The following is a 26,511-nucleotide window of genomic DNA, read 5'->3' as shown; positions in this document are numbered from 1 at the left end:
CCGTCGACGAGGAGACCCGAGGTGCCCCAGGCAGCAGCGCGTCCCACGCTGGAGGCCGTGGCCGCGCGGGCCGGGGTGTCGCGGGCGACGGTGTCACGCGTGGTGAACGGCGACGCCGGGGTCCGGGAGGCACTCGCGGCGAAGGTCAGGCACGCGGTACGGGAACTCGGCTACGTCCCCAACCGTGCCGCCCGCAGTCTCGTCACCCGGCGCCACGACGCCGTCGCCGTGGTCATCGCCGAGCCCGAGACGAGGGTGTTCGCCGACCCGTTCTTCGCACGCCAACTGCGCGGCATCAGCAAGGAACTGACGGCACGTGACGTCCAGTTGGTGCTGCTCCTGACGGAGGGGCGGGACGACCACGAGCGCGTCGGGCGCTATCTCGCGGGCGGCCACGTCGACGGCGCCCTCGTCTTCTCGCTGCACCTGGACGACCCGCTGCCCGGCATCATCCACGGCGCCGGTCTGCCCACGGTGTTCGGAGGGCGGCCGGGGTGGGCGGGCGGCGCGGGCAGCGTCCGTTACGTCGACTGCGACAACCGTGGCGGGGCCCGCCAGGCCGTGCGTCATCTCACCGGCCTCGGCCGCGGCCGCGTCGCCCACATCACCGGCCCCCTCGACCAGACCTCCGCCGTCGACCGCCTCGACGGCTACCGCGACGTCGTACCGGACGGCGATCCGAGGCTGGTCGCCGACGGCGGCTTCACCCCCGCGGGCGGCGAACGCGCGATGCGCGCGCTCCTGGACCGCTGCCCCGACGTGGACGCGGTCTTCGCCGCGAACGACCTGTCGGCGGCCGGGGCGTTGCGCGTGCTGCGCGAGTCCGGGCGGCGGGTGCCCGAGGACGTGGCGGTCGTCGGCTTCGACGACATGCTGCCGCTGGCCGAGCAGGCGGATCCGCCGCTGACGACGGTGCGCCAGGACATCGAGGAGATGGGGCGCCTGATGGCGGCGATGCTGCTGCGCGACCAGGCGCAGGGGCCGGGGCAGGGCCAGTCGCAGGCCGGCACCCCGGACGCCGGGGGCGGCGAGGCGGCACCCGAGGAGGCCGCGCGCGTGGTGCTGCCCACGGAACTCGTACGCCGGGAGTCCGCGTAGCGGTACTCGTACGCCGGGGGGCTCTCTTTTCCACCACCGGTCACACTTCTCGTGCCCCACGAGTCATAGCAGTGAGCCCCGCGGAACGCGCGGGCGCCGCCGGGAGCGGAGGCTTCCGGGTGCGACGAGTGGGGAGCGGTCATGGCGGGAACGATCCTGGTCACCGGGGGGGACGGGCACGCTCGGCAAGCTGGTGGTGCCGTCGCTGCGCGAGGCGGGCCGTGACGTGCGCGTACTGACCCGGAACGCCCGGCCCGCGCGGGACGGCGTCGAGTACGTCACCGGGGACCTGGTCAAGGGCGAGGGCATCGAGATGGCCGTGGCCGGGGCCGAGGTCGTGCTGCACCTCGCGGGCGGCCCCAAGGGTGACGAGGAGGCGGCCCGCAACCTGGCTCGCGCCGTCGCCGGTGCCGGGGTGCGCCACCTCGTGCACATCTCGGTCATCGGCGCCGACCACATGCCGATCGGCTGGTTCCGCGCCAAGCTGGGCGCCGAGCGCGCCGTGGCCGAGTCGGGCGTGCCGTGGACGACGCTGCGGGCCGCCCAGTTCCACGACCTGGTCCTGACCATCGTGTCGAAGATGGCGAAGCTCCCGGTGATCCCCGTCCCCGGCGGCCTGCGCTTCCAGCCGGTCGACGCGCGCGAGGTCGCGGCCCGGATCGCGGAGCTGGCCCTCGGCGAGCCCGCGGGCCTGGTGCCCGACCTGGCGGGACCGAAGGTGTACGGCATGGGCGAACTGAGCCGCGGCTACCTGGAGGCCCGCGGCAAGCACCGCCTCCTGATGCCGGTACGGATGCCCGGGAAGGTCGGGCGGGCGTACCGCGCGGGGGAGAACCTGACGCTGGACGGCGCCGCCGTGGGCCGCAGGCCGTGGGAGGACTTCCTGGTCGAGCGAGTGGAGGCTTGACACGGGGGCCGCGAGGGAGAGGGCTCGGGCCGGAGGGGCCGCCTGGGGTAGACGGGCCGGACGGGGGCGGGCACCGGAAGGAACTGCCCGCCCCCTGAAACGCGCGGCGGAGCCGCTACGCCCCGACCGACACCGTGAACCTCCGCGGGTTCCCGTCGTGCGCCGCCCCCGACACGTCCGGCTGGCCGTCCGGACGGACGTCGTCGTACGGGAAGGCGTACCCGATGGGCGAGTTGGCGTGCACCACGCGGGCCCAGTGGTTCGTGACGTCGCCGCGGTAGTAGTCACCGGACGTCGTGCCGCCTGGCTGCGAAGGGTGCGTCAGCATGATGCTGCGGTTGAAGCCGGCGGCGAGGCGGGCGAGGAGGCCCTTCTTGTCGTCGGAGTCGTTCGGGTTGTTGGCGAACGGGCCGTGGTTGCAGGTGAAGATGTCCTTCGACGAGGGTTTCGCGAAGGTGTGGCCGCCCTCGAAGGTGAGCGTGTCCCCGGAGACCCGGCCGACGCGCACGCCCCGGCCGCCCTGGAGGTCGATCCGCAGGTCGGTGGCGCGGTACTTGTCCCAGACCTGGTCGACGTAGCCCTTGAAGAGGTCGCGGAACGGCATCTGGTCGGGCCGGTCGAAGTACGGGGCCATGAGGTTCTGCGGGGAGATGACCCGCAGCACGCCACCGTCGCCGCGGATCACCAGCTTGTCCCAGGGCTGCCCGTCCCGGCCCGCCTGCGCCACCAGATCGGCGGCGATCTTGTCGACGGCGCCGTCGGGCAGCGGCGCCACGGTGTGCGTGGCATCGCCCGCCAGGGTCAGGCCGATGGGCAGCGCGGTCACCAGGTCGACGTAGCTGATGTTCGCGTACAGCTGGGTGCTGTTGAAGGTGAACTCGCAGAACGACCACGTGCGGCCGTAGTTCGGGTCCTCCTTCGTGGCGAAGGCGGGCTCGACGAGGCTCGGGCCCGGGTTGAGGAAGAAGTCCAGCTTGTCGTCGCGGACGAAGTAGACGCGGGCGCCGTACATCTGAGGAAGCGTCAGCACCTTGGGCGCCGAGCCCGCCGCGCCGAGGGGGATGGCGCAGTCCACCGGCAGCGGTGTCTGCGGGGCCGACGGCGACTCCGGGCGGTAGACCCCGCCGTCCGGCTTGAGCAGCAGCCAGCGGTCGGTGCCCGGCTCGTGCCCGGTGACGTACGCGCGGACCTGGCCCGGCAGTGACTTGTTCCGCAGGGCGAGTTCGCAGGTCGCGGGCGCGGCGTCGGCGCGCGGGCTGAGCGCGGGGCCCCAGGCGGGGTAGGTGAGGGCGCCCGCGGCGGCCGCGGACGACGTCAGGAACACTCTGCGCGAGATCACGGAAATTCTCTCCTGGCTGGAATGTGGGGGGAGTTGAGCAGGAGTGCGGCCCGGGCGCGGGGTGGTGCGTCGACGTGCCCCCACTGTTGCCGCGGTGAAAACGTGGCGTCAAGAGGTGTGGCTGAGAGCGCTCTCAGAATCTTGTCCGGGTTCACAAGGTGATGACAGTCGGGTGCGGAGGGTGACGGAAAGCGGCCGGGTGGCGCGACGGGCGGTGACGGTGGGTGCCCGGGCCCGGTCGGCGCGCGCGGATTGTCAGTGCCCGGTGGAAGACTCGGAAGCGACGGTCCCGCGAGGCGACGAGGACGGTCCTGTGAGACGACAGGCGCGACAAAGGAGTCGATCATGCTCAGTGATCTCACGCTCACCGGTGCCCCGATCTGGGTCGATCTGGGCACGACGGACATCGACGGCGCGGCCGCCTTCTACCGCGCGGTCTTCGGCTGGGACTTCGAGAAGGGCGGCGAGGACGTCGGTGGGTACGGCACGTTCCAGCTCGGCGGCAGGACGACGGCGGGCGGCATGACGGTCACGCCCGACGCGGGCGCCCCCTCCTGGTCGCTGTACTTCTGCACGCCCGACGCGGACGCCACCGCCAAGCAGGTCGAGCGGGCCGGCGGCCGCACCCTCTGGGAGCCGACGGACGTCCTCGACCTCGGCCGCATGGCGGGCTTCGCCGACTCGGGCGGCGTCGCCTTCTCCGTCTGGCAGCCGGGGCGGAACAAGGGCCTTGAGCTGGTGAACGAGCCGGGCGGACTGATCTGGACCGAGCTGTACACCCCGGACATCGAGGCGGGCGCCGCGTTCTACGACACCGTGTTCGGCTGGAAGACGGTCACGCAGCCCTTCGAGGGCGGGTCGTACACCATGGTGTATCCCGCCGACGGCACCCCGGACGACATGTTCGGCGGCCTGTGGCCGCTGGACCAGGACCCGGTCGAGCAGGAGGCCGGGGTCTACTGGATGCCGTACTTCCAGGTGGCCGACATCGACGCGGTCGTGGAGAAGGCCCGCACGAACGGCGGCACGGTCCGGGCCGAGCGGATGGACCTCGCGGGAGTGGGCGCGTTCGCGAAGCTCGCCGATCCGCACGGCGCGCGGTTCGCGCTGATGCAGCCGGAGCCGCCGCGGGGCTGATGCGGTCGGAGCCGCCGCAGGGCTGATGCGGTCGGTGCGGCCGCAGGGCTGAGAAGCGCCGGGAGCGGAGCCGGGGCGCGCCTGGGGCGCTGGTCGCGGGGCCGGTGACAGCCGGTCCCGGGGCGTGCGGCGCGCCGCGTTGAGCGAACGTTGATCGCTTGTTTCGCGGCGTCGAGCACGATCACCGCATGCACTATGACACCACTTTGACCGAGCCCGAACTGGCCTGGCAGGAGCAGGCGCTGTGTGCGCAGACCGGGCCCGACTTCTTCTTCCCCGAGCCGGGCAGCTCGGTGCGCGAGGCCAAGCGCATCTGCCTCCTGTGCGACATGCGCGAGACGTGCCTCACGTACGCACTCGACAACGACGAGCGGTTCGGGGTCTGGGGCGGGCTCTCCGAGAAGGAACGGCAGAGCCTCCGCCGCGACCAGGCCTGAGACCGCGGCGAGCGGCCGTGCCCGGCCCGGTCCGGACGGGGGGACCGGGCCGGGCACGGCGCGTCCCGGGCTACGCGTAGCTCACCTCGACCCGTCGCGTGCCCTCCGGGACGTGGACGTCGTCGCCGCTCACCGGCACCTCGCGGCCGTCCGCCGATGCCGACCGCACGCTGCCGAAGCGGCACGGGTAGACGTACCGGACCCGCTCCGGGGCCCGGGTGATGTCCACGGTCACCGTGCGCGCGCCCGCGTCGTGCGTGAGCCGGTAGCCGAAGGGCGCGCCGAACAGCGTCGGCGCGTCCTCGACGGTCACCGACTCGCCGTCCGGCACCCAGTGCGGGCGCACACCCGGGGCGATGTACACGTGCGGATCGCGGTCCTCGTCGGCCTCGAAGAACAGGATGTCGCGGAGCAGCAGCAGATACTCCGCGGCGGCCCAGCCGTGCGGAATGTCCCCCATGTACCAGTGCCGGTACGGGACTTCGGTGAAGCCCGACGCCACGGGGAACGCGTGCTGCTCGTTCCACGCGCCGAGCGTCACCGCCCGGTCGTCGACGCGCGCCATGGAGGCGGCCACGGCCCAGCCGAGCAGCGCGTCCATTCGCGCCGGGTCCCCGGCGAGCAGATACGCGTGCGCCAACTGCGTGGTCAGATAAGGCCCGTAGGCGTTCCAGGCCGCCTCGTGCCGGAAGCCGCCCGTCACGAACCGCCCGTACATGGTGTCGAGGGTCCAGCGCGCCGCCCGGTCGACGTCGTCACCGAGCTTGTTGCCCATGTGCAGCCGCAGCGGATGGAAGTACGCCGCCGCGCCGATCATCGTCGAGTCGCGCCGCCCGACGTCGCCGGGCCCGGTCGGGATGTACGTCTCCCACTCACCGCGCCGCCGCTGCTCCGCGAGGACCCAGCGGATCGACGCCGCCGTGGCCTGCTTCAAGTCGTCGAAGGCGGCCCAGAGTTCCCGCACGTCCGGGGTGCCGAGACGCTCGGCGAGACGCGCCGCCTCGTACAGGCCCGCGAGGCCCCACAGGTCGTCCCAGTAGTGCGGCTTGTCGCGCTCGCCCAGGTGCTCGGCGCTCCAGCCGCTGTGCAGCAGGCCGTTCCCGTCCCGGTTGTCGCGCAGCCAGCGGGCGCCGTCGATGACGTACGGCATGTACAGCTTCGCGCCGAACGCGGCGGCGCGGCCCGCCGTGCGGTCGTAACGGCCGATCGCCCACAGCGCTTGGCCGTTGCTGTCCCACTCGTGGTCGTCCCGCTCGTGCGGCCCGCCGTAGAAGCCGTACTCCGCGCACGGCCCGATCCGGCCCGTGCCGCGGTTGAACCGCCCCGGATAGTGCGTGCCCAACTGGTGCTCCGCGAGCGCCGCGTCCCCCACCAGGGAGCACGCTGTCGCCTCCACCGAGGAGTCACGGATCCAGAACGAGTCGTACACCGTGGGGCCCGGGTGGATCTCCCCGTGGTCGGAGAGGACGAGCAACTGCGATCGCGCCTGCCGGAACAGGTCCGCCAAGTGCCCCACCGGGCCCGGGAGACGGGGCTGCACGCCCTGCCCGAGGAGCTTCGCCGTCCAGAACGCCCGGTTGGCCCCGGCCAGCTCGTCGGCGGGCGTGGCCCGCAGCTCCGCGAGGTCGGCCGCCCCGCTGTACAGGTCGACGGGCAGCCGCACGTCGACCTCGAACACCTCGTCGCCCGCGATCCGGAACGGCCACGCGAACGCGCCGCTGCACAACCCGGCGACCTGGTCCTGCGCCTGCGAAGCGCCGTTCAGCTTGCCGCCGACGACCAGGTCGTGGAACGGGCTGCGCGCCAGATACGTGGCCGGGTCGAGCGAGAAGTCCGGGTTGCCGTACACCCCGTGGTGCTCGGGTGCCGTGTCGAACGCCGGACCCCAGCCGCTGTTCGTCTCCACCCGTGCCTCGTCGGGCAGATACCGCAGGAACGTCAGCCTCCGGTCGGTCCCGGAGGAGTCGCGGCGGTCGTGCCGCTGGAAACCGGTCGGCCCCGCGGGCAGCACGGCCGCGCACAGCCAGCCCTCGCGCGCGGGCCCGCCAGGACCGGTGACGCTCAGCCGCGTCACCGTGAGGTCCCGCTGCCGCGCCCCCACCGGCACCGCGAACGTCCGCTGCGTGAACCCGAGGCCGCCCGTCCCGCGGAACGTGGTCACGACCTCCGGCACGTGCGGCGCCTCCATGCGCTGCGTGACCGTGCCGCACTCCGCGAGCTGCGGCACCCCGACGGTGCCCGTCGCCGGGTCGTACAGGAAGAACGCCAGGCAGTACTTGTCGTACACCGGCTCGATCTCCCCGGCCTGCCCGACCAGGGACTCCTGACGGTGGTCCTTGACGCCCACCATGTGCCAGTAGCGGTAGAGCGCGTTCGAGGCGAAGGCGGCCTCCCGCGACTCGTACGTGCCCGCGTCGAAGTCGTCGCTCCAGCGCCGGAAGGCGGTCTGTGCCCACCACGGCACGGGATACGGCACCCGTGCCCGGTCCGCCCAGCTGCGCCACATGACCTCGTAGAACATCCACTCATGGGTCCGTGCCACTCCCGTGCACCCCCTGCGGTCGACGGCGGCTGTGTCCGTCCGCCCAAGTCCGACCAACATGGCACCGCGGGGAGGGGCCGTAAATGGACCCGGGCTCAGCCCCGCGCGGCCATGCGCGCCCGGCGGGCGGCCAGGCGCTCGTCGAACTTCGTGGCCTCCGCGTCCAGGCCGCCCATGAAGAGGCCGAGCTCCTCCTGGGCGCGGGCGCCCTCGGGGCCGAGCCCGGGGACGTCCATGACCTTGAGGAAGCGCAGCACCGGCTGCAGCACGTCGTCGTGGTGGATGCGCAGGTTGTAGACCCCGCCGATGGCCATCTGCGCGGCGGCGCGCTCGAAGCCGGGGATGCTGTGTCCGGGCATGCGGAAGCCGACGACGACGTCCCGCACGGCGCACATCGTGAGGTCGGGGGCGAGGTCGAAGGCGGCCCGCAGCAGGTTCCGGTAGAAGACCATGTGCAGGTTCTCGTCGGTCGCGATGCGCGCCAGCATCCGGTCGCAGACGGGGTCCCCGGACTGGTGTCCGGTGTTGCGGTGGGAGATCCGCGTGGCCAGCTCCTGGAAGGCGACGTACGCCACGGAGTGCAGCATCGAGTGCCGGTTGTCCGACTCGAAGCCCTCGCTCATGTGCGCCATGCGGAACTGCTCGAGCTGGTCGGGGTCGACGGCCCGGGACGCGAGGAGGTAGTCACGCATGACGATGCCGTGGCGCCCCTCCTCGGCGGTCCAGCGGTGCACCCAGGTGCCCCAGGCGCCGTCGCGGCCGAAGAGCGAGGCGATCTCGTGGTGGTAGCTGGGGAGGTTGTCCTCGGTGAGCAGGTTCACGACGAGGGCGATCCGGCCGATGTCCGTGACCGGCGACTGCCCCTTCTCCCAGGCCTCGCCGTCCTCGAAGAACCCGGGGAAGTTCCGGGCGTCGGAGAACGGCACGTACTCGTGGGGCATCCAGTCCTTGGCGACCGCCAGGTGCCGGTTGAGCTCCTTCTCCACCACTTCTTCCAGGGCGTACAGGAGCCGGGCGTCGGTCCATGTGTCCGTGCTGCCGAGGTGGGAAGAGGTGATCGTCACGAGGGCTCCTGGGGACGGGAGAGGGAGGGGATGCGGTGCGAGGGGGGAGCCACGGCACCGCGAGCGGTTTTACCTACGGCATCGTAGGTTACGTTCCCGTAGGTTAAGCCCTCTGTAAAGAGCCCCCCAAACCGGGGTCGGCCGCGCCCTCGGGCCCGGCGTCAGCGCACCCCGCTCCCGGGCGCCCCCACCGACCGCCGCAGATGCTCCGCCGTGTGCGACCCGCGCGCCCCGAGCAGTTCCCCGGGCGTCCCCTCGAAGACGATCCGCCCGCCGTGCTTGCCGCCCTCGGGCCCCAGGTCGATCACCCAGTCCGCGTGCTTGACGACGTCCAGGTTGTGCTCGACGACGAGCACGGTGTTCCCGGCGTCGACGAGCCGGTCCAGCATGGCGAGCAGTCCGTCCACGTCGGCCATGTGCAGGCCGGTCGTCGGTTCGTCGAGGACGTACGTGGTGCCGGTCCGGTGCAGCTGGGTGGCGAGCTTGATCCGCTGGCGCTCGCCGCCGGAGAGCGTGGACAGGGGCTGACCGAGGGTGAGGTAGGTCAGGCCGACGTCCCGCAGGGCGTGCAGTCGGCGGCTCACCGCCGCGTCGGGGAAGTCCGCGAAGAAGGCGAGCGCCTGCTCGGCGGTCATGTCCAGGAGGTCGACGACGGAGCGCCCGCCCACGGTCAGCCGCAGCACCTCGTCCTTGAAGCGCCTCCCCTCGCAGGCCTCGCATGTCGTGGTGACCGGGTCCATGAAGGCCAGGTCGCTGTAGATGATCCCACGGCCCTGGCAACTCTCGCACGCGCCCCGGGAGTTGAAGCTGAACAGGCCGGGCTCGGTGCCCGTCCGCTTCGCGAAGAGCGCCCGGATCCGGTCCATGATCCCCAGATACGTCGCCGGGGTGGACCGCCCCGAGATGCCGATGGCCGACTGGTCGACGGCCACGGCGTCGGGGTGCTGCTCGATGAAGGCCCGGGACACCAGCGTGCTCTTGCCGGAGCCCGCCACCCCGGTGACGGCCGTGAGCACCCCGGTGGGCACCCGCACGGTCACGTCCTTGAGGTTGTGCAACTCGGCCCCCTTGATCCACTCACCTCCGACCGGCTCGCGCGGGTGCTCCTTGACGCCGCTGGAGCGGCGCAGACAGCGGCCCGTGAGGGTGTCGGCGGCCCGCAGTTCCTCGGGGGTGCCCTCGAAGACGACGAGGCCGCCGTCGCCGCCCGCGGCCGGGCCCATGTCGACGATGTGGTCGGCGAGGGCGATCACGTCCGGGTCGTGCTCGACGACGAGCACGGTGTTGCCCTTGTCGCGCAGCCGAAGCAGCAGGTCGCCGAGGCGCCCCACGTCCCGCGGGTGCAGGCCGACGCTGGGCTCGTCGAAGATGTACGTCATGCCGGTGAGGCTGGAGCCCAGGTGGCGCACCATCTTCAGGCGCTGGCCCTCGCCGCCGGAGAGCGTGGACGTCTCGCGGTCCAGGCTCAGATAGCCGAGGCCGATCGCCTCGATCCGTTCGAGCGCGGCGACGGCGGCCCCGGCGATCGGCCCGGCCACCGGGTCGTGGATGCGGCCGAGCGCCGCGATCAGGTCGGTGACCTCCATGCGCGCGCACTCGGCGATGGACAGACCGCCGACGCGGGTGGCGAGCGCGGCCGGGTTCAGGCGCGCGCCGTCGCAGGCCGGGCAGTGGCCCTCGACGAGGAAGGGCTGCACCGTGTCGCGGGTCTTCTGGGAGAGCGCCGACAGGTCGCGGTGCAGATAGAGCCGCTCGAAACGGTCGGCGAGCCCTTCGTAGTCGATGTCGCGGGCGCCACCGGTGTTGTCGACGTTGACCTTGCCGGCCTTCTTGCCGCGCCCGCCGCCGCGCATCAGGAACTGCCGTTCCGCGGCGGTGAATTCACCGACGGGCTTGTGCGTGTCGAGGTCGGTGGTGTTCGTGTACGTCTGGCCCTGCCAGGTCCCGACGGCGAACGGTGGGAAGAGGATCGCGCCGTCCGCCAGGGACTTGGCAGGGTCCAGGATGCGGTCGTAGTCGGGCCGCACGGTGCGGCCGAGTCCGGCGCACTCGGGGCACATCCCGCTCGGGTCGTTGAACGAGTACGCGGTGGCCGGGCCCGCGCTCGGGGTGCCATGCCGCGAGAACAGGACCCGGATCACCGAGTAGATGTCCGTCATCGTGCCGACGGTGGAGCGGGAGTGGCCGCCGATCGGCTTCTGGTCGACGACGATCGCGGGCGCGAGGTCCTCGATGGCGTCCGCGTGCGGCCGCTCGTACTTCGGCAGCCGGTTGCGGATGAACCAGGTGAACGTCTCGTTGAGCTGGCGCTGCGACTCGACGGCGATCGTGTCGAAGACGACCGACGACTTCCCGGACCCGGACACCCCGGTGAAGACCGTCAGACGGCCCTTCGGGATGCGCAGGTCCACCTCCTTCAGATTGTTCTCACGGCCTTTGCTGATGGTGATGTGCTGGTGGTCCGACGTGGTGTGCGGTGAGTGACTGGCTGCTCGCATACACGCGAAGCTAGCCGGGATACCCGACAGCTTCTGTCGTGTTTTACGCGCTGATCCGGGAGCTGTCGGGCACTCCTGCCACCTCCTCGGTCTCCGCTGCCGCCACCGTGTCCGCGGCGCTCTCGGCGCTCCCGGTGTTCTTGGCGTTCTTGGCGTTCTCCGTGAACTCCGTGACCGCCGCGAGGTCCGCGAACTCCTTCAGCTCCCCGTCGAGCAGCAGCCAGCGGGTGATGCCGATGGACTCCAGGAACGGCAGGTCGTGGCTGGCCACGATCAGTGCGCCCTCGTAGCTCTCCAGCGCGGTCGACAGTTGCCGCACGCTCGCCATGTCGAGGTTGTTCGTCGGCTCGTCGAGCATCAGGAGCTGCGGCGCGGGCTCGGCGAGCAGCAGCGCGGCGAGCGCCGCCCGGAACCGCTCGCCCCCGGAGAGCGTCGCGGCCTGCTGGTCCGCCTTCGCGCCCTTGAACAGGAAGCGGGCCAGACGCGCCCGGACCCGGTTGTTCGTGGCGTCCGGTGCGAACCGGGCGACGTTCTCGGCGACGGACAGCTCTTCGTCGAGTACGTCGAGACGCTGCGGCAGGAAACGTAGGGGAACGTGCGCCTTCACCTCCCCGCCGAGCGGGTCGAGTTCGCCGCTGATCGTCCTGAGCAGCGTCGTCTTGCCCGCGCCGTTGCGGCCGACCAGTGCGATCCGCTCGGGTCCGCGCAGATCGAACCCGCCCTTCACGCGCGCTCCGTAACGGAGGGTCAGATCGAGGAGGGTCAGGACGGTGCGGCCCGGCGGGACCGCGGTGTACGGCAGGTCGACGCGGATCTCGTCGTCGTCGCGCACCGCCTCGACGGCGTCGTCCAGGCGCTCCTTGGCCTCGCTCAGCTTCTCCTCGTGCATGATGCGGTGCTTGCCCGCGGACACCTGGGCGGCCCGCTTGCGCGCTCCCATGACGATCTTCGGCTCGCGCTTCTGATCCTGCATCTTCTGGCCGTACCGCTTGCGGCGGGCCAACTTGACCTGGGCGTCGACGAGTTCGCGCTTCTGCTTGCGCAGATCGGACTCGGCGACGCGCACCATGCGCTCCGCCGCCTCCTGTTCGACGGCGAGCGCCGCCTCGTACGCGCTGAAGTTGCCGCCGTACCAGGTCACTTCGCCGTCGCGCAGGTCGGCGATGTGGTCGACGCGGTCGAGCAGCTCCCGGTCGTGGCTGACCACGACGAGCACGCCGGACCAGGCGTCGACGGCCGCGTACAGGCGCCGGCGGGCGTGCAGGTCCAGGTTGTTGGTGGGCTCGTCGAGCAGCAGGATGTCGGGCCTGCGCAGCAGCAGCGCGGCCAGGCGCAGCAGCACGGACTCGCCGCCGGACACCTCGCCCGTGGTGCGGTCGAGGCCGATGTGGCCGAGGCCGAGCTGGTCGAGGGTCGCCGCGGCGCGCTCCTCGACGTCCCAGTCGTCGCCGACGGCGGCGAAGTGCCGCTCGCTCGCGTCGCCCGCCTCGATGGCGTGCAGGGCGGCGCGGGTGGCGGCGATGCCGAGCACCTCGTCCACGCGCAGGGTGGTGTCCAGGGTGACGTTCTGCGGCAGGTAGCCGACGTCGCCCGCGGTGCGGACGGCGCCGTCCGTGGGCGTCAGTTCACCCGAGACGAGCTTCAGGAGGGTCGACTTGCCCGAGCCGTTGCGGCCGATCAGACCGGTCCTGCCGGGGCCGAACGCGGCCTGGAGGCCGTCGAAGACGCTGGTGCCGTCGGCCCAGGCGAAGGCGAGGGAGGTGCAGGTGATGGAGGTGGTGGGGGACAAGGACATACGGGCCTCGCGGTTGCTTGTGGTGCGGCGGGTGTGGGCAACGTGTGCGGGACACCGCGAGGGTCGCGTGTGCGTCGGCTGACCGCCGGGGCGCCGGGGGCGCCGGGGCCGGACGGCGGGAGGCGGTCACGCCGGGGGCCGGGAAACGAAAGAAGGCCCGGTGCCGGAACGGACGGCTCGTACGCCGAGGTCGCACACATCGTGCGCAGCGGGGAACTCACGGCAGGCGCGGAGTTCGTCGACAGCTGCGACGCGGTGTCTCAAGACCTCAGACGAGCAACGTCCTTCTCCAATCGACGGCAACAGAACCGCTATACACCGTAGAAGCGTAGTGGGGGTCTGTCAACGGGCTTTTCGGGGGCTCTCTGCGGATGGGGACGCCGGCGCTCCTGCCCCGGGGGCCTCCGCCGCCAGCGTGCCGGGGCGGACGGCCGCCGCGCAAAGGATTTTTCGTGCGGCGGCGCTCGGCGGGGCGGCCGCCGTTGATGTCGGATTCTCGCCAGACCCCGCCCCGCGCCCCTGCTTGAGTACCGGCCATGACGAACCAGCACGCCACCGCGACCGCCTTCCGCGCCCTGCACACTCCCGGTACTCCGCTCGTCCTGCCCAACGCCTGGGACCCCGCGAGCGCCCGCGTCGTCGAGTCGGCGGGCGCCGTAGCCGTCGCCACCACCAGCGCGGGCCTCGCCTGGGCCCTCGGCGCCGCCGACGGCGACCGGCTGACCCGGGACCGGGCGCTCGCCGCCATCGCCGCCATCACGGCCGCGGTCGACGTGCCGGTGACCGCCGACATCGAGAGCGGTTACGCCGAGGACGCGGCGGGCGTCGCGGACACGGTGCGCGCCGTCCTCGCCGCCGGGGCGGTGGGCGTGAACATCGAGGACGCCCTGCACGGGGCGGCCGAACCGCTGCGGCCCCTCGCCGGGCAGGCGGAGCGGATCGCGGCCGCGCGCGGGGCCGCCGACGCGGCGGGCGTGCCGCTGTTCGTGAACGCGCGCATCGACACCTACCTGCGGGGCGTCGGGGACGATCCGGACGCCCGGCTCACGCTGACCCTGGAGCGGGCCGCCGCGTTCCTCGCCGCGGGCGCGGACGGGGTCTTCGTGCCGGGCGCGGTCGCTCCGGACACGGTCAAGGCGCTGGTCGAGGGCGTCGACGGGCCGCTGAACGTGATGGTGGGGCCGGGCGCCCCGACGGTCGCGGAACTCGCGGGACTCGGCGTCGCGCGCGTCAGCGTCGGCTCGGGCATCGCGCAGGCGGTGCACGCCCTGGTCCGCGGGGCCGCGCGGGAACTGCTGACCGAGGGGACGTACGGGTCGCTGGCGGGCGGGCTCGACTACGGGGAGCTCAACGGGTTGTTCGGCCGCTGAGGCGGGCCGCGGGGGCGGTGGACGTGAAGTGAGCGGCCGAGGTGCGGCGGGCGGTGGCGGTGCGGCGGGCGGGGTCGGGGCCCCGGCTCAGCACGCGTCGCGCATCAGGTCGGCCAGGTCCTGGTCCAGGTCGACGTGCAGGTGCTCCTGGCCGGCCGGGACGAGGGCGGTCGTGCGCTGCAGGAAGCGGCGCAGGTCGCCGGTCTGGACGTGCACGATGGCCGTGCCCTCGGGGGCGTGGAACTCCAGGACCGTGCGGTCGTAGCCGTACGGCCGCACGCGCACGTCGCCGTCGCCCACCGCGTTCTCCACGCCGTGCGTGAGCAGTTCGCGGGCGAACGTCCAGTAGACCTCCACGCCCTCCAGCGTCGCCGGGGCCGGGAAGCTCATGCGGACGGCGAAGGGGTCGCGCCCGTCGTAGTGCAGGGTCGCGGGGATGGTGGGCATCCGGGGCGCGGCGGCGACCAGGCGGGCCTCAACGGCTTGCTCGATGACAGTGGACAACGCCTGCTCCCTCAACTCTGACGGCTGGACGACCTGGGTGTGCACGACCGGGGTCGGACACTTGAATAGACGTTGGAAACGGAGGATCCGTGCACGCGAGGAACCCTCTGGAGCGAGTGACCTCTGTCACCGCGACACCCGGGTACCACGACCGGTTCCCGCCGACCCCCGCCCGGGCGACCGCCGAAAGGCCCAGTACCCGCCATCTGGACGAGGCCCCGGGGGTGGGCTAGCTTCGGCCCGCCATGAGGGCCACGGGGCGGCTGGACCGGGAGGGGCGTGCGATGCACGAGGCATGGGGAACGCGTGCGGGGCGAACGATACGTACGGGGACCGGGGACGGTCCGGGACGGTCAGGGGGTCCGGGGCGGTCCCGGTGGGCGGGCCGTGGGGTCTGGGCCGGTCTCGGCGCGGCGGCGCTCGCGCTGACGTCCGTCGCGGCGGTGCCGCCCGCGGAGGGCGGACCGGGCACCCCCTCGTCCTCGGCGGCGACCGGTGAACGGGCCGCCGCGTCGGCCGTGCCCGGTGAACGGACCAGTGCGTCGGCCTCGGCCGCGACCGGCGACGCGAGCCACCCGACCCGGCCCGCCTGGTCGCTCAAGCCCACCGGCACCGACGCCCGCTTCCGGGGTCTCGCCGCCGTCAGCCGCGGCACCGCGTGGACCGCGGGGACGAAGGGCACCGTGCTGCGCACGACCGACGGCGGCGCTAGCTGGCGAGATGTGTCACCGCCCGGGGCGTCGGCGCTCGAGTTCCGGGACGTCGAGGCGTTCGACGGGCGCCGCGCCGTGGTGCTCGCGATCGGTGAGGGCGAGGCGTCCCGGGTGCTGCGCACCGACGACGGCGGCGCCACCTGGACGGAGTCCTTCCACAACACCGACCCCAAGGCGTTCTACGACTGCATGACGTTCTTCGACCGCCGCCACGGCCTGGCGATGAGCGACCCCGTGAACGGCAAGTACCGCATCCTGTCGACCGCCGACGGCGGCCGCTCCTGGAAGGTGCTGCCCGACCGGGGCATGCCGAAGGCGCAGGAGGGCGAGTCGGGGTTCGCCGCGAGCGGCCAGTGCCTGGTCAGCTCGGGCCCGCGCGACGTGTGGCTGGCGACCGGCGGTGCGGCCCGCGCGCGGGTCCTTCACTCCGCCGACCGGGGCCTGACGTGGACCGTCACGGACGCCCCGATCCCGGGCGGCGACCCGGCGCGCGGAGTCTTCGGCCTGGCCTTCCGCGACCGCGCGCACGGCATCGCGGTCGGCGGCGACTACCGCGCCGACCAGCAGTCGCCCCGCGCCTCCGCGACGACCACCGACGGCGGCCGCACCTGGCGGCCCGCCGCGAAGCCCGTCCCCGCGTACCGCTCGGGCGTCACCTGGCTCCCGCACACCCGCCGCTCGGCCCTCGCGGTCGGCCCCACGGGCACGGACCTCACGACGGACGGCGGCCGCAGTTGGCGGACGGTCGACACGGGTTCGTACGACACCGTCGACTGCGCGCGGGACCTGGGCTGCTGGGCGGCGGGGGAGAAGGGGCGGGTGGCGCGGCTCGAACGGGGGTGAGGACGGGGTGAGGGGGGTGTTGCCGGGCTCAGCCCGGCAACTGCTGCCGGTAGCGGTCCAACTCGGGTGCCGTCTTCGTCGCCAGGAACTCCGTGATGCGGTACGCGCACACGCCGCCGACGGTGAACGGGTCGCTCGCCGCCAGCTTCTCGATCTCCTCCCGGCTTTCGCCCACGGCCAGGATCACGCCGCCGTCGCGCGGGTTCTTGCGCCCCGACGCGATGAAAACGCCTGCCGCGTACTGGGCGTCCAGCCAGGCGACATGGTCCGCGAGCAGGGCGTCGACGCGGTCGACGGGGGCGGTGTAGGTCAGCTCCATGACGAACATGTTGGTGAGGCTACCCGTGCCCGGCGGCGGGCCCGGCCCCGGACCACCCGCCCCCGCCCGGTGCCGCCCGACTCCACCCCTGAGCCGACCCCTTAGGCTCGGCCCACCATGAACACGACCACCACCACGATCCCGCCCCTGCCCGCCGACTGGCCCACGGACGAGGCGGCGGCCCGCGCTGTCCAGGACGCCCTGCGCGAGCGGGTCGTACGCGACGAGCCCGGGCCTCGGCCGGGCACCGGACACGTCACGGGCGTGGACGTCGCCTACGACGACGAGCGTGACGTGGTCGCCGCGGCCGTCGTGGTCCTCGACGGGGCGAGCCTGGAGGTCGTCGAGGAGGCGACGGCGGTCGGCCGGGTCGCCTTCCCCTACGTGCCGGGCCTGTTGGCGTTCCGGGAGGTCCCGGCGGTCCTCGCGGCCCTGGACGCGTTGAAGGCCGACCCGGGGCTCGTCGTGTGCGACGGGTACGGCATCGCGCACCCGCGCCGCTTCGGGCTCGCGAGCCACCTGGGTGTGCTGACCGGGCGGCCCACGATCGGCGTCGCCAAGAACCCGTTCACCTTCGCGTACGAGGCGCCCGGCGCCGCACGCGGCAGCGCGGCGCCGCTGCTCGACGGCGCGGAGGAGGTCGGCAGCGCGCTGCGCACCCGCGACGGCGTCAAGCCGGTGTTCGTCTCGGTGGGCCACCGCGTGACCCTCGCCGACGCCCGCGCCCACACCCTCCACCTCACCCCGCGCTACCGCCTCCCCGAGACCACCCGCAGGGCGGACGCGCTGTGCAGGGCGGCCCTGCGGGAGGCGACGGGCGGCTGACGCGTGCCGCCCGCCGCAGTCAACGGGCGCCGACGTGGGCCGCACCCCGCAGCCGACGGGCGCCTGACGTGGGCCGCAGCCCGCACGCCGCCCCGCCCCACACCTCACCGCACCGCGGCCACCCGGAACCCGATCCCCGCGTCCATGAGTCGCTCGGTCAGCGCGTCGCCCATCGCCACGGCCGTGGTCACCTGGCCCGCGACGGCGGGCAGTTCGTCCAGGGCCAGGGACATCGCGCCCTCGGCGAGGATCTTCGCGGTCTCGCCGTAGCCGGGGTCGCCGCCCCACACCTCGGTGTACACGCGCTTGCCGCCGCCCTCGCCGACGAAGCGCATGGAGAACCAACTGGTCGCACGGCGGGCCGCGTCGGGCCCCTCGCCGGGCTTGAGGAGGCCGGCGAGCCAGCGCCGCGCCGGCGGCACCTGGGCCGCGGTGAACAGCGCGCCCGCGGCCGCCACCCCGCCGAGGGCGACGGGGAGCGACTTCACGGCGGCGTAGTGGCGGTAGCGGAAGTCGGGGCCGTAGCGGGGCAGCGCCCGCGCGGAACGCGCCACGATCTGCGGGTCGATGGTGGGCAGCGGCAGCGCCCAGGCGCCGACCTCCCTGGCGTAGCGAGGACCGCTCGCCGGAGTGGACGCGCGGCGCTCCACGAGCCGAGGCTCGTGCCGCCGCCGGTCCCGCGCGGCGGCCAGCATCTGCGGCCCGCGCGCGAACTGCTGGAGCACGGACGAGAACGTACCGCCGGAGAAGCGCGCGTCGGCGCTGATGAACCCGTCGACGCGCAGCGGCACGTCCTCCGGGAGCTGGCGCACGGTGTAGTACGCGCCGAGGTCGTGCGGCACGGAGTCGAAGCCGCAGGCGTGCACCAGGCGCGCGCCGGTCTCCCGCGCGCGGGCGTCGTGCCGCACGTAGACGAGGTCCACGAACTCGGGCTCGCCGCACAGGTCGACGTAGTCCGTCCCGGCCTCCGCGCACGCGGCCACCAGGTCCTGCCCGTGGCTGAGGTAGGGCCCGACGGTGCTCGCCACCACGCGCGCCCCCGCCGCCAGCTCCCGCAGGGCCGCCGGGTCGGTGGCGTCCGCCTGCAAGACGGGCAGCTCCGCGCAGCCCGGCCGGTCCTCCGCGAGCCGCTCCCGCAGCCGCCGCAGCTTGGCCGCGTCCCGCCCGGCGATGGCCCACCGCAGGGTGTCGGGGGCGTGCGCGGAGAGGTACTCGGCGGTCAACGCCCCCACGAAACTCGTCGCTCCGAAGAGCACGATGTCGTAGGGACGGTCCTTGTCATGACTGGTCATGGCACCTCTCAGCCGTGTGTCCCGCGCCGTTGTCGGTGGCTGAGGCTAGCGTGAACGAGCGGGTCCCGAACGAGGAGGTGCCATGGCGGACACGGCAGGGCCGCGGGCGAGCAACCCGAAGAAGCCGAAGCGGCCGTCGAAGGCCGCGCTCGCCAAGTGGGAGCGGGTGCGTGGCTTCGCGCTCGGCCTGCCGGGCGCCACCGAGGAGTTCCCCTGGGGCGAGACCGTCGCGAAGGTTCACAAGAAAGTGTTCGTCTTCCTCGGCGTCGACGACGGCAGCTATCCGATGGGCGTCACCGTCAAGCTCACCGACGAGGCGGCGCACGCCCACGCCCTGACCGCCCCGGGCGCCGAACCCGCTGGGTACGGCCTCGGCAGATCCGGCTGGGTGTCGATCCCGCTGGAGGTCAAGGGCGCCCCGGCCGCGGACCTCCTGTGCGACTGGGTCGAGGAGAGCTATCGGACGATCGCACCGAAGAAGCGCGTGGCGGAACTGGAGGAGCGCGCCACATGAGGCCGCGCGCCCCCGCACGGGCCGTGCGGACGGCGGCGCCGCGCCCCGGACGGACCCGCCCCGGCCTGCCTCTTGGCTAAGCGCTTGCTCGTCAAGGGCTTGTGCGGAGTGGAACGCGTTCTTAGCATCACTGGTGTTACATCGGTTGTGTCACAGCGCTGGGGGCTCAATGGCAGTGCCGGACAAGGGCGTTCACGGACCGCTCGCCGGGGTGCGCGTGGTCGAGCTGGCGGGCATCGGGCCCGGCCCGTTCGCCGCCATGCTGCTCGCCGACCTCGGTGCCGACGTCGTGCGCGTCGACCGCCCCGGCGGCGGCGGACTCGCGATCGACCCCGCGTACGACATCACCAACCGCAACAAGCGCAGCGTCCTCGTCGACCTCAAGGCGCCCGAGGGCCCGGCCCGCGTCCTCGACCTGGTCGCCCGCGCGGACGTGCTGATCGAGGGCTATCGGCCGGGCGTCGCCGAGCGCCTCGGCGTCGGCCCCGAGCCCTGCCACGCCCGCAACCCGAAGCTCGTCTACGGCCGCATGACCGGCTGGGGACAGCAGGGCCCGCTCGCCCAGCGTGCCGGGCACGACATCGCGTACATCGCCCTCACCGGCACGCTCGGCATGATCGGCGCCCCGGGGGAGCCGCCCACCGTCCCCGCGAACCTCCTCGGGGACTACGCGGGCGGCTCGCTGTACCTGGTCGTCGGCGTCCTCGCCGCCCTGCACCACGCGCGGAACACCGGCGCCGGGCAGGTCGTGGACGCCGCCATCGTCGACGGCACCTCCCATCTGTCGTCGATGATCCGCGGCATGGTCGCGGCGGGCGGCTGGCAGGACCGCAGGGGCGCGAACCTCCTCGACGGCGGCTGCCCGTTCTACGGCACCTACGAGACTGCCGACGGCGAGTACATGGCCGTCGGCGCTCTGGAGCAGCAGTTCTACGACGAGTTCATCGCGCTCATCGGCCTCGGTGAGGTCGCTCCGGCCCGCAAGGACCTCGCGCGCTGGGGCGAGCTGCGCGAGGCGGTGGCCGCCCGGTTCCGGACGCGTACGCGCGCGGAGTGGACGGCCCACTTCGAGGGCTCCGACGCCTGCGTGGCCCCCGTCCTCTCGCTGGGGGAGGCCCCGCACCACCCGCACCTCGCCGCCCGCGGCACCTTCACCGACCACGGCGGCATCACCCAGCCCGCGCCCGCGCCGCGCTTCTCCGCGACGCCCACGTCCGTGCGCTCGGGCCCCGCCCAGCCCGGCGCCGACACGGCGGCCGTCGCCCACGACTGGGACGTACCCGCCCTGCTCGCCCCGGCCGCACCGGGCCCGGCAGGCCAGGACGCACCCGCCCCGCACCACACCACCCAGGAAGGTGCCTGATGGAGATCTCCACCCCGCTCGCCTACGCGGGCGACCCGCGCGCGGGCGCCGACGCCGTCGCGGCCCTGGAACGGGCGGGCCTCGACGCCGTCTGGGTCGCCGAGGCGTACGGCTTCGACTCGCCCACGATCATGGGCTATCTGGCCGCCCGCACCGAGCGGACGCGCATCGGCGCCGGGATCCTCAACGTCTACTCCCGCACCCCCGCGCTCATCGCCCAGACCGCCGCCGGGCTCGACGCGATCTCCGGCGGCCGCGCGATCGTCGGCCTCGGCGCGTCCGGGCCGCAGGTCGTCGAGGGCTGGCACGGCAAGGCGTACGACAAGCCGCTCGGCCGCACCCGCGAGACCATCGAGCTGACCCGCCGGATCCTGCGCCGCGAGGTCATCGACCACCACGGCATCACGGACATGCCGCTCCCCGGCGGCCTCGGCAAGCCCCTGAAGATCCTCACCAAGCCGGTCCGCCCGGAAGTGCCGCTGTACGTCGCCTCCTTGGGGCCGGCGAACGTCCGCATGACGGCCGAGATCGCCGACGGCTGGCTGCCCACGCTCTTCCTGCCGGAGAAGGCGCACGAGGTCTGGGGCACGCCCCTCGCCGAGGGCCGCGCCCGGCGCGATCCGGCGCTCGGCCCGCTCCAGGTCGTCGCGGGCGGGCTGCTCGCCATCGGCGAGGGCGCGGCCGCCGCACGCGACCTCGCCCGGCCGCAGATCGCTCTCTACGTCGGGGGCATGGGCGCCGTCGGCAAGAACTTCTACAACGACCTGGCGGTCGCGTACGGCTACGAGAAGGAGGCCGCGCGCATCCAGGAGCTGTACCTGGCCGGGCACAAGAAGGAGGCCGAGGCCGCCGTGCCCGACGAGTTCTGCGAACTCATGTCGCTGTGCGGCCCCGCGAGTTACGTGCGCGAACGCGTCGAGGTGTTCCGCGCGGCGGGCGTCACCATGCTCAACGTCGTACCGGTCGGCCCCGACCCGGCCGGGCTCATCGAAACCGTCAAGGGCTGGCTCTAGGGCCGGGGAGGTCACTGACACATGCAACGGCAGCTCTTCGACCCCGAGCACGACGCGTTCCGCGAGACGGTCCGCACCTTCCTCGCCAAGGAGGTCCTTCCGCACTACGAACAGTGGGAGAAGGACGGCGTCGTCTCCCGCGAGGCCTGGCTCGCCGCCGGACGCCAGGGCCTGCTCGGCCTCGCCGTGCCCGAGGAGTACGGAGGCGGTGGCAACCCCGACTTCCGCTACGCCGCCGTCCTCGCCGAGGAGTTCACCCGCGCGGGCGCCGCGGGCCTCGCCGTCGGCCTGCACAACGACATCATCGGGCCGTATCTGACCGGCCTCGCCACCGACGAGCAGAAACGTCGCTGGCTGCCCGGCTTCTGCAGCGGCGAGACCATCACGGCCATCGCCATGACCGAGCCCGGCGCGGGCTCCGACCTCCAGGGCATCCGCACCACCGCCGAGGACAAGGGCGACCACTGGCTGCTCAACGGCTCCAAGACGTTCATCTCGAACGGCATCCTCGCCGACCTCGTCATCGTCGTCGCCAAGACCACCCCCGAGGGCGGCGCGCACGGCCTCTCCCTGCTCGTCGTCGAGCGCGGCATGCCGGGCTTCGAGCGCGGCCGCAACCTCGACAAGATCGGCCAGAAGGCGCAGGACACCGCCGAACTGTTCTTCAACGACGTGCGGGTGCCCAAGGAGAACCTGCTCGGCGAGCTCGACGGCGCCTTCGTCCACCTGATGACGAACCTCGCGCAGGAGCGCATGGGCATCGCCGTCGCCGGGATCGCCGCCGCCGAGTACCTCCTCGAGATCACCACCGCGTACGTCAAGGAGCGCGAGGCCTTCGGGCGCCCGCTGGCCAAGCTCCAGCACATCCGTTTCGAGATGGCCGAGATGGCCACCGAGTGCGCCGTCACCCGCTCCTTCCTCGACCGGTGCATCGCCGACCACTCCGCGGGCACGCTGGACGCCGTGCACGCGTCCATGGCCAAGTGGTGGGCCACCGAGCTGCAGAAACGGGTCGCGGACCGCTGTCTGCAACTGCACGGCGGCTACGGCTACATGACGGAGTACCGCGTCGCGAAGGCGTTCACCGACGGCCGGATCCAGACCATCTACGGCGGCACGACCGAGATCATGAAGGAGATCATCGGCCGCTCGCTGCTCGGCTGACCTCCCGCACCACCCGCACCCCGGGCACACACCGGGCACACCCCGTGCCCCCCTCCCGAACCTCCCCGGACCGACTTCCCTGAAAGGCTCTGGCGTGACCACCGAAGCGTACGTATACGACGCGATCCGCACCCCGCGCGGACGCGGCAAGGCGAACGGTGCCCTGCACGGCACCAAGCCGATCGACCTCGTCGTCGGCCTCATCCACGAGATCCAGGCCCGCTTCCCCGGACTCGACCCGGCCGCCATCGACGACATCGTGCTCGGTGTGGTCGGTCCCGTCGGCGACCAGGGCTCCGACATCGCGCGGATCGCCGCCATCGCCGCCGGACTGCCCGACACGGTCGCGGGCGTCCAGGAGAACCGCTTCTGCGCCTCGGGCCTGGAAGCGGTCAACCTGGCGGCGATGAAGGTCCGTTCGGGCTGGGAGGACCTGGTGCTCGCGGGCGGCGTCGAGTCGATGTCGCGGGTGCCGATGGCCTCCGACGGCGGCGCCTGGTTCGCCGACCCGATGACCAACTGGGACACGAACTTCGCGCCCCAGGGCATCGGCGCCGACCTCATCGCCACGGTCGAGGGCTTCAGCCGCCGCGACGTCGACGAGTACGCCGCCCTGTCCCAGGAGCGGGCCGCCGCGGCCTGGAAGGAAGGCCGCTTCGAGCGTTCCGTCGTCCCGGTCAAGGACCGCAGCGGCCTCACCGTGCTCGACCACGACGAGCACCTGCGCCCCGGCACCACCGCCGACTCCCTCGCCAAGCTGAAGCCGTCCTTCAAGGACATCGGCGACCTGGGCGGTTTCGACGCGGTCGCGCTGCAGAAGTACCACTGGATCGAGGAGATCGACCACGTCCACCACGCGGGCAACTCCTCCGGCATCGTCGACGGCGCCTCGCTGGTCGCCATCGGCACCAAGGAGGTCGGCGAGCGCTACGACCTCACCCCCCGCGCCCGGATCGTCTCCGTGGCCGTCTCCGGATCCGAGCCGCTGATCATGCTCACCGGCCCCGCGCCCGCCACCCGCAAGGCGCTCGCCAAGGCGGGACTGACCATCGACGACATCGACCTCGTCGAGATCAACGAAGCCTTCGCGGCCGTCGTCCTGCGCTTCGTCAAGGACATGGGCCTGTCCCTGGACAAGGTCAACGTCAACGGCGGCGCGATTGCGTTGGGTCATCCCTTGGGGGCCACCGGGGCGATGATCCTCGGCACGCTCGTGGACGAGCTGGAGCGGCGTGACCTCCGGTACGGGTTGGCCACGTTGTGCGTCGGTGGCGGGATGGGCATCGCGACGATCGTGGAACGGCTGTAGGGCTTCGCGCCGTAGGGGCTTGGGGCGCGTCGCCGACCGCGGGCACGCCGTGGTTGCTCGCGCAGTTCCCCGCGCCCCTGAGGCCTGCGGCTCGCCGCGCCTCATGAAGGCGCACGTAGTGCGCCCTTCAGGGGCGCGGGGAACTGCGCGACCAGCCCCCACCGGCGGCCAGTCGGCCACGATCCCAGCCGCCCTCCCCAGATTCCGCCCCCGCCCGCACAGACTTCACGGAGACACCGACATGACCGAAAGCACCACCATCCGCTGGGAACAGGACGACACCGGTGTCGTCACCCTCGTCCTCGACGACCCCAACCAGTCCGCGAACACCATGAACCAGGCGTTCAAGGACTCCATCGCCGCCATCGCGGACCGCGCCGAGGCCGCCGTCCAGGCGGACAAGGACGCCATCCGCGGGTTCATCTACACCTCCGCGAAGAAGACCTTCTTCGCGGGCGGCGACCTGAAGGACATGATCCGGCTCGGCCCCGAGAACGCCCAGGTGGCCTTCGAGACCGGCACCGCCATCAAGAACTCGCTGCGCCGCATCGAGACCCTAGGCAAGCCCGTCGTCGCCGCCCTCAACGGCGCGGCCCTCGGCGGCGGTTACGAGATCGCGCTCGCCAGCCACCACCGCGTGGCCCTCGACGCGTCCGGCTCCAAGATCGGCCTGCCCGAGGTCACCCTCGGCCTGCTGCCCGCGGGCGGCGGCGTCACCCGCACCGTACGCCTCATGGGCATCGCCGACGCGCTCCTGAAGGTGCTGCTCCAGGGCACCCAGTACACGCCGAAGCGCGCCCTGGAGAACGGCCTCGTGCACGAGCTGGCCGCCACCCCCGAGGAGATGATCGAGAAGGCCCGCGCCTTCATCGACGCCCACCCCGAGTCGCAGCAGCCCTGGGACGTCCCCGGCTACCGCATCCCCGGCGGCACCCCGGCGAACCCCAAGTTCGCCGCCAACCTGCCCGCGTTCCCCGCCAACCTGAAGAAGCAGCTGGCGGGCGCCCCCTACCCGGCGCCGCGCAACATCCTCGCGGCCGCCGTCGAGGGCTCCCAGGTCGACTTCGAGACCGCCCTGACCATCGAGGCCCGGTACTTCACCGAGCTGGTCACGGGCCAGGTCTCCAAGAACATGATCCAGGCGTTCTTCTTCGACCTCCAGGCCGTCAACGCGGGCAGGAACCGGCCCCAGGGCATCGAGCCGAAGACCGTCCGCAAGGTCGCCGTGCTCGGCGCCGGGATGATGGGCGCGGGCATCGCCTACTCCTGCGCCCGCGCGGGCATCGAGGTCGTCCTCAAGGACGTCTCCGCCGAGGCGGCCCGCAAGGGCAAGGCCTACTCGGAGAAGTTGTGTGCCAAGGCCGTCTCCCGGGGCCGCACCACCCAGGACAAGGCGGACGCGCTCCTGTCCCTCATCACGCCGACCGCCGACCCGCAGGACGTGGCGGGCTGCGACGCCGTGATCGAGGCCGTCTTCGAGGACCCGGCGCTCAAGCACAAGGTGTTCCAGGAGATCCAGGACATCGTCGAGCCGGACGCGCTGCTGTGCTCCAACACCTCCACGCTGCCCATCACCGCGCTCGCCGAGGGCGTCGCCCGGCCGGTCGACTTCATCGGCCTGCACTTCTTCTCGCCCGTCGACAAGATGCCGCTCGTGGAGATCATCAAGGGCGAACGCACCGGCGCGGAGGCCCTGGCCCGCGCCTTCGACCTGGTGCGCCAGATCAACAAGACGCCGATCGTCGTCAACGACTCGCGCGGCTTCTTCACCTCGCGCGTCATCGGGCACTTCATCAACGAGGGCGTCGCGATGGTCGGCGAGGGCATCGAGCCCGCGTCGGTCGAACAGGCCGCCGCCCAGGCCGGCTACCCCGCCAAGGTCCTGTCCCTCATGGACGAGCTGACCCTCACGCTGCCCCGCAAGATCCGCAACGAGTCCAAGCGGGCCGTCGAAGAGGCGGGCGGCACCTGGCCCGGCCACCCCGCCGAGGGCGTCATCGACCGCATGATCGACGAGTTCGAGCGCACCGGCCGCAGCGGAGGCGGCGGTTTCTACGAGTACGGCGAGGACGGCAGGCGCACCCGCCTGTGGCCGGGCCTGCGGGAGCACTTCACCAAGCCGGGGCACGAGATCCCGTTCCGCGACATGCAGGAGCGGATGCTGTTCTCCGAGGCGCTCGACACGGTGCGCCTCCTGGAGGAGGGCGTCCTGACGTCGGTCGCCGACGCCAACATCGGCTCCATCTTCGGCATCGGCTTCCCGGGCTGGACGGGCGGCGTCCTGCAGTACATCAACGGCTACGACGACGGCGCCGGGCTGCCCGCGTTCGTGGCCCGCTCGCGGGAGCTGGCCGAGCGCTACGGCGAGCGGTTCGCTCCGCCCGCGCTGCTCGTGGAGAAGGCCGAGCGGGGCGAGAGGTTCAGCGACGCCTGACCGGCGCCGGGAAGGTCCGTGACGGCTGACC

General features: G+C 72.7%; 21 protein-coding genes. 13 read left to right on the top strand and 8 right to left on the bottom strand.

Features of this window, described 5'->3' with window-relative positions; genetic code table 11:
• Positions 1–21 precede the first annotated feature (21 nt).
• Both ACZ6BG_RS34180 and ACZ6BG_RS34175 read left to right on the top strand, forming a co-directional pair.
• Positions 22–1,098 carry a LacI family DNA-binding transcriptional regulator gene (locus ACZ6BG_RS34180; RefSeq protein WP_469008802.1) on the top strand — a complete coding sequence of 359 codons (1,077 nt, stop codon included), beginning with the start codon at positions 22–24 and terminating at the stop codon, positions 1,096–1,098.
• A gap of 226 nt (positions 1,099–1,324) precedes the next feature.
• Complete coding sequence (locus ACZ6BG_RS34175; protein WP_469008798.1) at positions 1,325–2,005, top strand: SDR family oxidoreductase; 681 nt, start codon at positions 1,325–1,327, stop codon at positions 2,003–2,005.
• 115 nt (positions 2,006–2,120) lie between these two features.
• On the opposite strand, the gene ACZ6BG_RS34170 is transcribed toward ACZ6BG_RS34175, so the two are convergent.
• Positions 2,121–3,344 (bottom strand): glycoside hydrolase family 64 protein, encoded by a 1,224-nt coding sequence (locus ACZ6BG_RS34170; protein ID WP_469008795.1) that lies wholly within the window; start codon positions 3,342–3,344, stop codon positions 2,121–2,123.
• A 345-nt stretch (positions 3,345–3,689) separates the two neighbouring features.
• Between ACZ6BG_RS34170 and ACZ6BG_RS34165 the strand changes: the two genes are divergently transcribed.
• Complete coding sequence (locus tag ACZ6BG_RS34165; RefSeq protein WP_469008791.1) at positions 3,690–4,481, top strand: VOC family protein; 792 nt, start codon at positions 3,690–3,692, stop codon at positions 4,479–4,481.
• A gap of 188 nt (positions 4,482–4,669) precedes the next feature.
• A complete protein-coding gene (locus ACZ6BG_RS34160) occupies positions 4,670–4,918 on the top strand; it encodes a WhiB family transcriptional regulator (protein ID WP_380855964.1) in 249 nt (82 codons plus the stop codon).
• A gap of 70 nt (positions 4,919–4,988) precedes the next feature.
• Here ACZ6BG_RS34160 and ACZ6BG_RS34155 read toward each other — a convergent pair whose 3' ends face one another.
• From ACZ6BG_RS34155 to ACZ6BG_RS34140, 4 genes are all read right to left on the bottom strand, one after another.
• On the bottom strand, positions 4,989–7,460 hold the full coding sequence (locus tag ACZ6BG_RS34155) for a glucosidase family protein (RefSeq protein ID WP_469008786.1): 2,472 nt from the start codon (positions 7,458–7,460) through the stop codon (positions 4,989–4,991).
• 95 nt (positions 7,461–7,555) lie between these two features.
• Positions 7,556–8,524, bottom strand: a complete 969-nt coding sequence (locus tag ACZ6BG_RS34150) for an acyl-ACP desaturase (RefSeq protein ID WP_469008782.1) — start codon at positions 8,522–8,524, stop codon at positions 7,556–7,558.
• 161 nt (positions 8,525–8,685) lie between these two features.
• Positions 8,686–11,022: an ATP-binding cassette domain-containing protein gene (locus ACZ6BG_RS34145; protein ID WP_469008778.1), complete on the bottom strand. Its 2,337-nt coding sequence runs from the start codon at positions 11,020–11,022 to the stop codon at positions 8,686–8,688.
• Between the two features lie 43 nt (positions 11,023–11,065).
• Positions 11,066–12,817, bottom strand: a complete 1,752-nt coding sequence (locus ACZ6BG_RS34140; RefSeq protein WP_469008775.1) for an ABC-F family ATP-binding cassette domain-containing protein — start codon at positions 12,815–12,817, stop codon at positions 11,066–11,068.
• A 536-nt stretch (positions 12,818–13,353) separates the two neighbouring features.
• On the opposite strand from ACZ6BG_RS34140, the gene ACZ6BG_RS34135 reads away from it, so the two are divergent.
• Positions 13,354–14,187 (top strand): isocitrate lyase/PEP mutase family protein, encoded by an 834-nt coding sequence (locus tag ACZ6BG_RS34135; protein WP_469008771.1) that lies wholly within the window; start codon positions 13,354–13,356, stop codon positions 14,185–14,187.
• An 87-nt stretch (positions 14,188–14,274) separates the two neighbouring features.
• Here ACZ6BG_RS34135 and ssgD read toward each other — a convergent pair whose 3' ends face one another.
• Positions 14,275–14,691 carry a spore wall synthesis regulator SsgD gene (ssgD, locus tag ACZ6BG_RS34130; RefSeq protein WP_087886560.1) on the bottom strand — a complete coding sequence of 139 codons (417 nt, stop codon included), beginning with the start codon at positions 14,689–14,691 and terminating at the stop codon, positions 14,275–14,277.
• Positions 14,692–15,134: 443 nt separating this feature from the next.
• On the opposite strand from ssgD, the gene ACZ6BG_RS34125 reads away from it, so the two are divergent.
• Positions 15,135–16,247, top strand: coding sequence for a WD40/YVTN/BNR-like repeat-containing protein (locus tag ACZ6BG_RS34125; RefSeq protein ID WP_469008766.1), 1,113 nt, complete (start codon positions 15,135–15,137; stop codon positions 16,245–16,247).
• A gap of 28 nt (positions 16,248–16,275) precedes the next feature.
• Here ACZ6BG_RS34125 and ACZ6BG_RS34120 read toward each other — a convergent pair whose 3' ends face one another.
• Positions 16,276–16,575: a YciI family protein gene (locus tag ACZ6BG_RS34120; protein ID WP_469008763.1), complete on the bottom strand. Its 300-nt coding sequence runs from the start codon at positions 16,573–16,575 to the stop codon at positions 16,276–16,278.
• A gap of 108 nt (positions 16,576–16,683) precedes the next feature.
• Here ACZ6BG_RS34120 and ACZ6BG_RS34115 point away from each other — a divergent pair, with 108 nt between their 5' ends.
• The gene (locus ACZ6BG_RS34115; RefSeq protein WP_469008758.1) at positions 16,684–17,391 is read left to right on the top strand and encodes an endonuclease V; all 708 of its coding nucleotides are present in this window, start codon (positions 16,684–16,686) and stop codon (positions 17,389–17,391) included.
• Between the two features lie 104 nt (positions 17,392–17,495).
• Here the strand turns inward: ACZ6BG_RS34115 and ACZ6BG_RS34110 are convergent, their stop codons facing one another.
• A complete protein-coding gene (locus ACZ6BG_RS34110) occupies positions 17,496–18,683 on the bottom strand; it encodes a saccharopine dehydrogenase family protein (RefSeq protein ID WP_469008755.1) in 1,188 nt (395 codons plus the stop codon).
• A gap of 82 nt (positions 18,684–18,765) precedes the next feature.
• On the opposite strand from ACZ6BG_RS34110, the gene ACZ6BG_RS34105 reads away from it, so the two are divergent.
• From ACZ6BG_RS34105 to ACZ6BG_RS34080, 6 genes are all read left to right on the top strand, one after another.
• On the top strand, positions 18,766–19,197 hold the full coding sequence (locus ACZ6BG_RS34105) for an MmcQ/YjbR family DNA-binding protein (RefSeq protein WP_469008750.1): 432 nt from the start codon (positions 18,766–18,768) through the stop codon (positions 19,195–19,197).
• A gap of 169 nt (positions 19,198–19,366) precedes the next feature.
• Positions 19,367–20,560 (top strand): CaiB/BaiF CoA transferase family protein, encoded by a 1,194-nt coding sequence (locus tag ACZ6BG_RS34100; RefSeq protein WP_469008747.1) that lies wholly within the window; start codon positions 19,367–19,369, stop codon positions 20,558–20,560.
• Positions 20,560–21,573, top strand: a complete 1,014-nt coding sequence (locus ACZ6BG_RS34095) for an LLM class F420-dependent oxidoreductase (protein ID WP_469008746.1) — start codon at positions 20,560–20,562, stop codon at positions 21,571–21,573. Before ACZ6BG_RS34100 ends, ACZ6BG_RS34095 begins: the two co-directional genes overlap by 1 nt.
• A 21-nt stretch (positions 21,574–21,594) precedes the next feature.
• Entirely contained in the window at positions 21,595–22,737 is a 1,143-nt protein-coding gene (locus ACZ6BG_RS34090) for an acyl-CoA dehydrogenase family protein (RefSeq protein WP_469008744.1), read from the top strand.
• Positions 22,738–22,831: 94 nt separating this feature from the next.
• Entirely contained in the window at positions 22,832–24,046 is a 1,215-nt protein-coding gene (locus ACZ6BG_RS34085; RefSeq protein WP_469008743.1) for an acetyl-CoA C-acetyltransferase, read from the top strand.
• Between the two features lie 241 nt (positions 24,047–24,287).
• The gene (locus ACZ6BG_RS34080) at positions 24,288–26,480 is read left to right on the top strand and encodes a 3-hydroxyacyl-CoA dehydrogenase NAD-binding domain-containing protein (RefSeq protein ID WP_469008740.1); all 2,193 of its coding nucleotides are present in this window, start codon (positions 24,288–24,290) and stop codon (positions 26,478–26,480) included.
• Positions 26,481–26,511 lie beyond the last annotated feature (31 nt).

The sequence above is a fragment of the Streptomyces sp. NPDC041205 genome, assembly GCF_055591765.1.
This window is presented reverse-complemented; position numbering and strand designations above follow the sequence as displayed.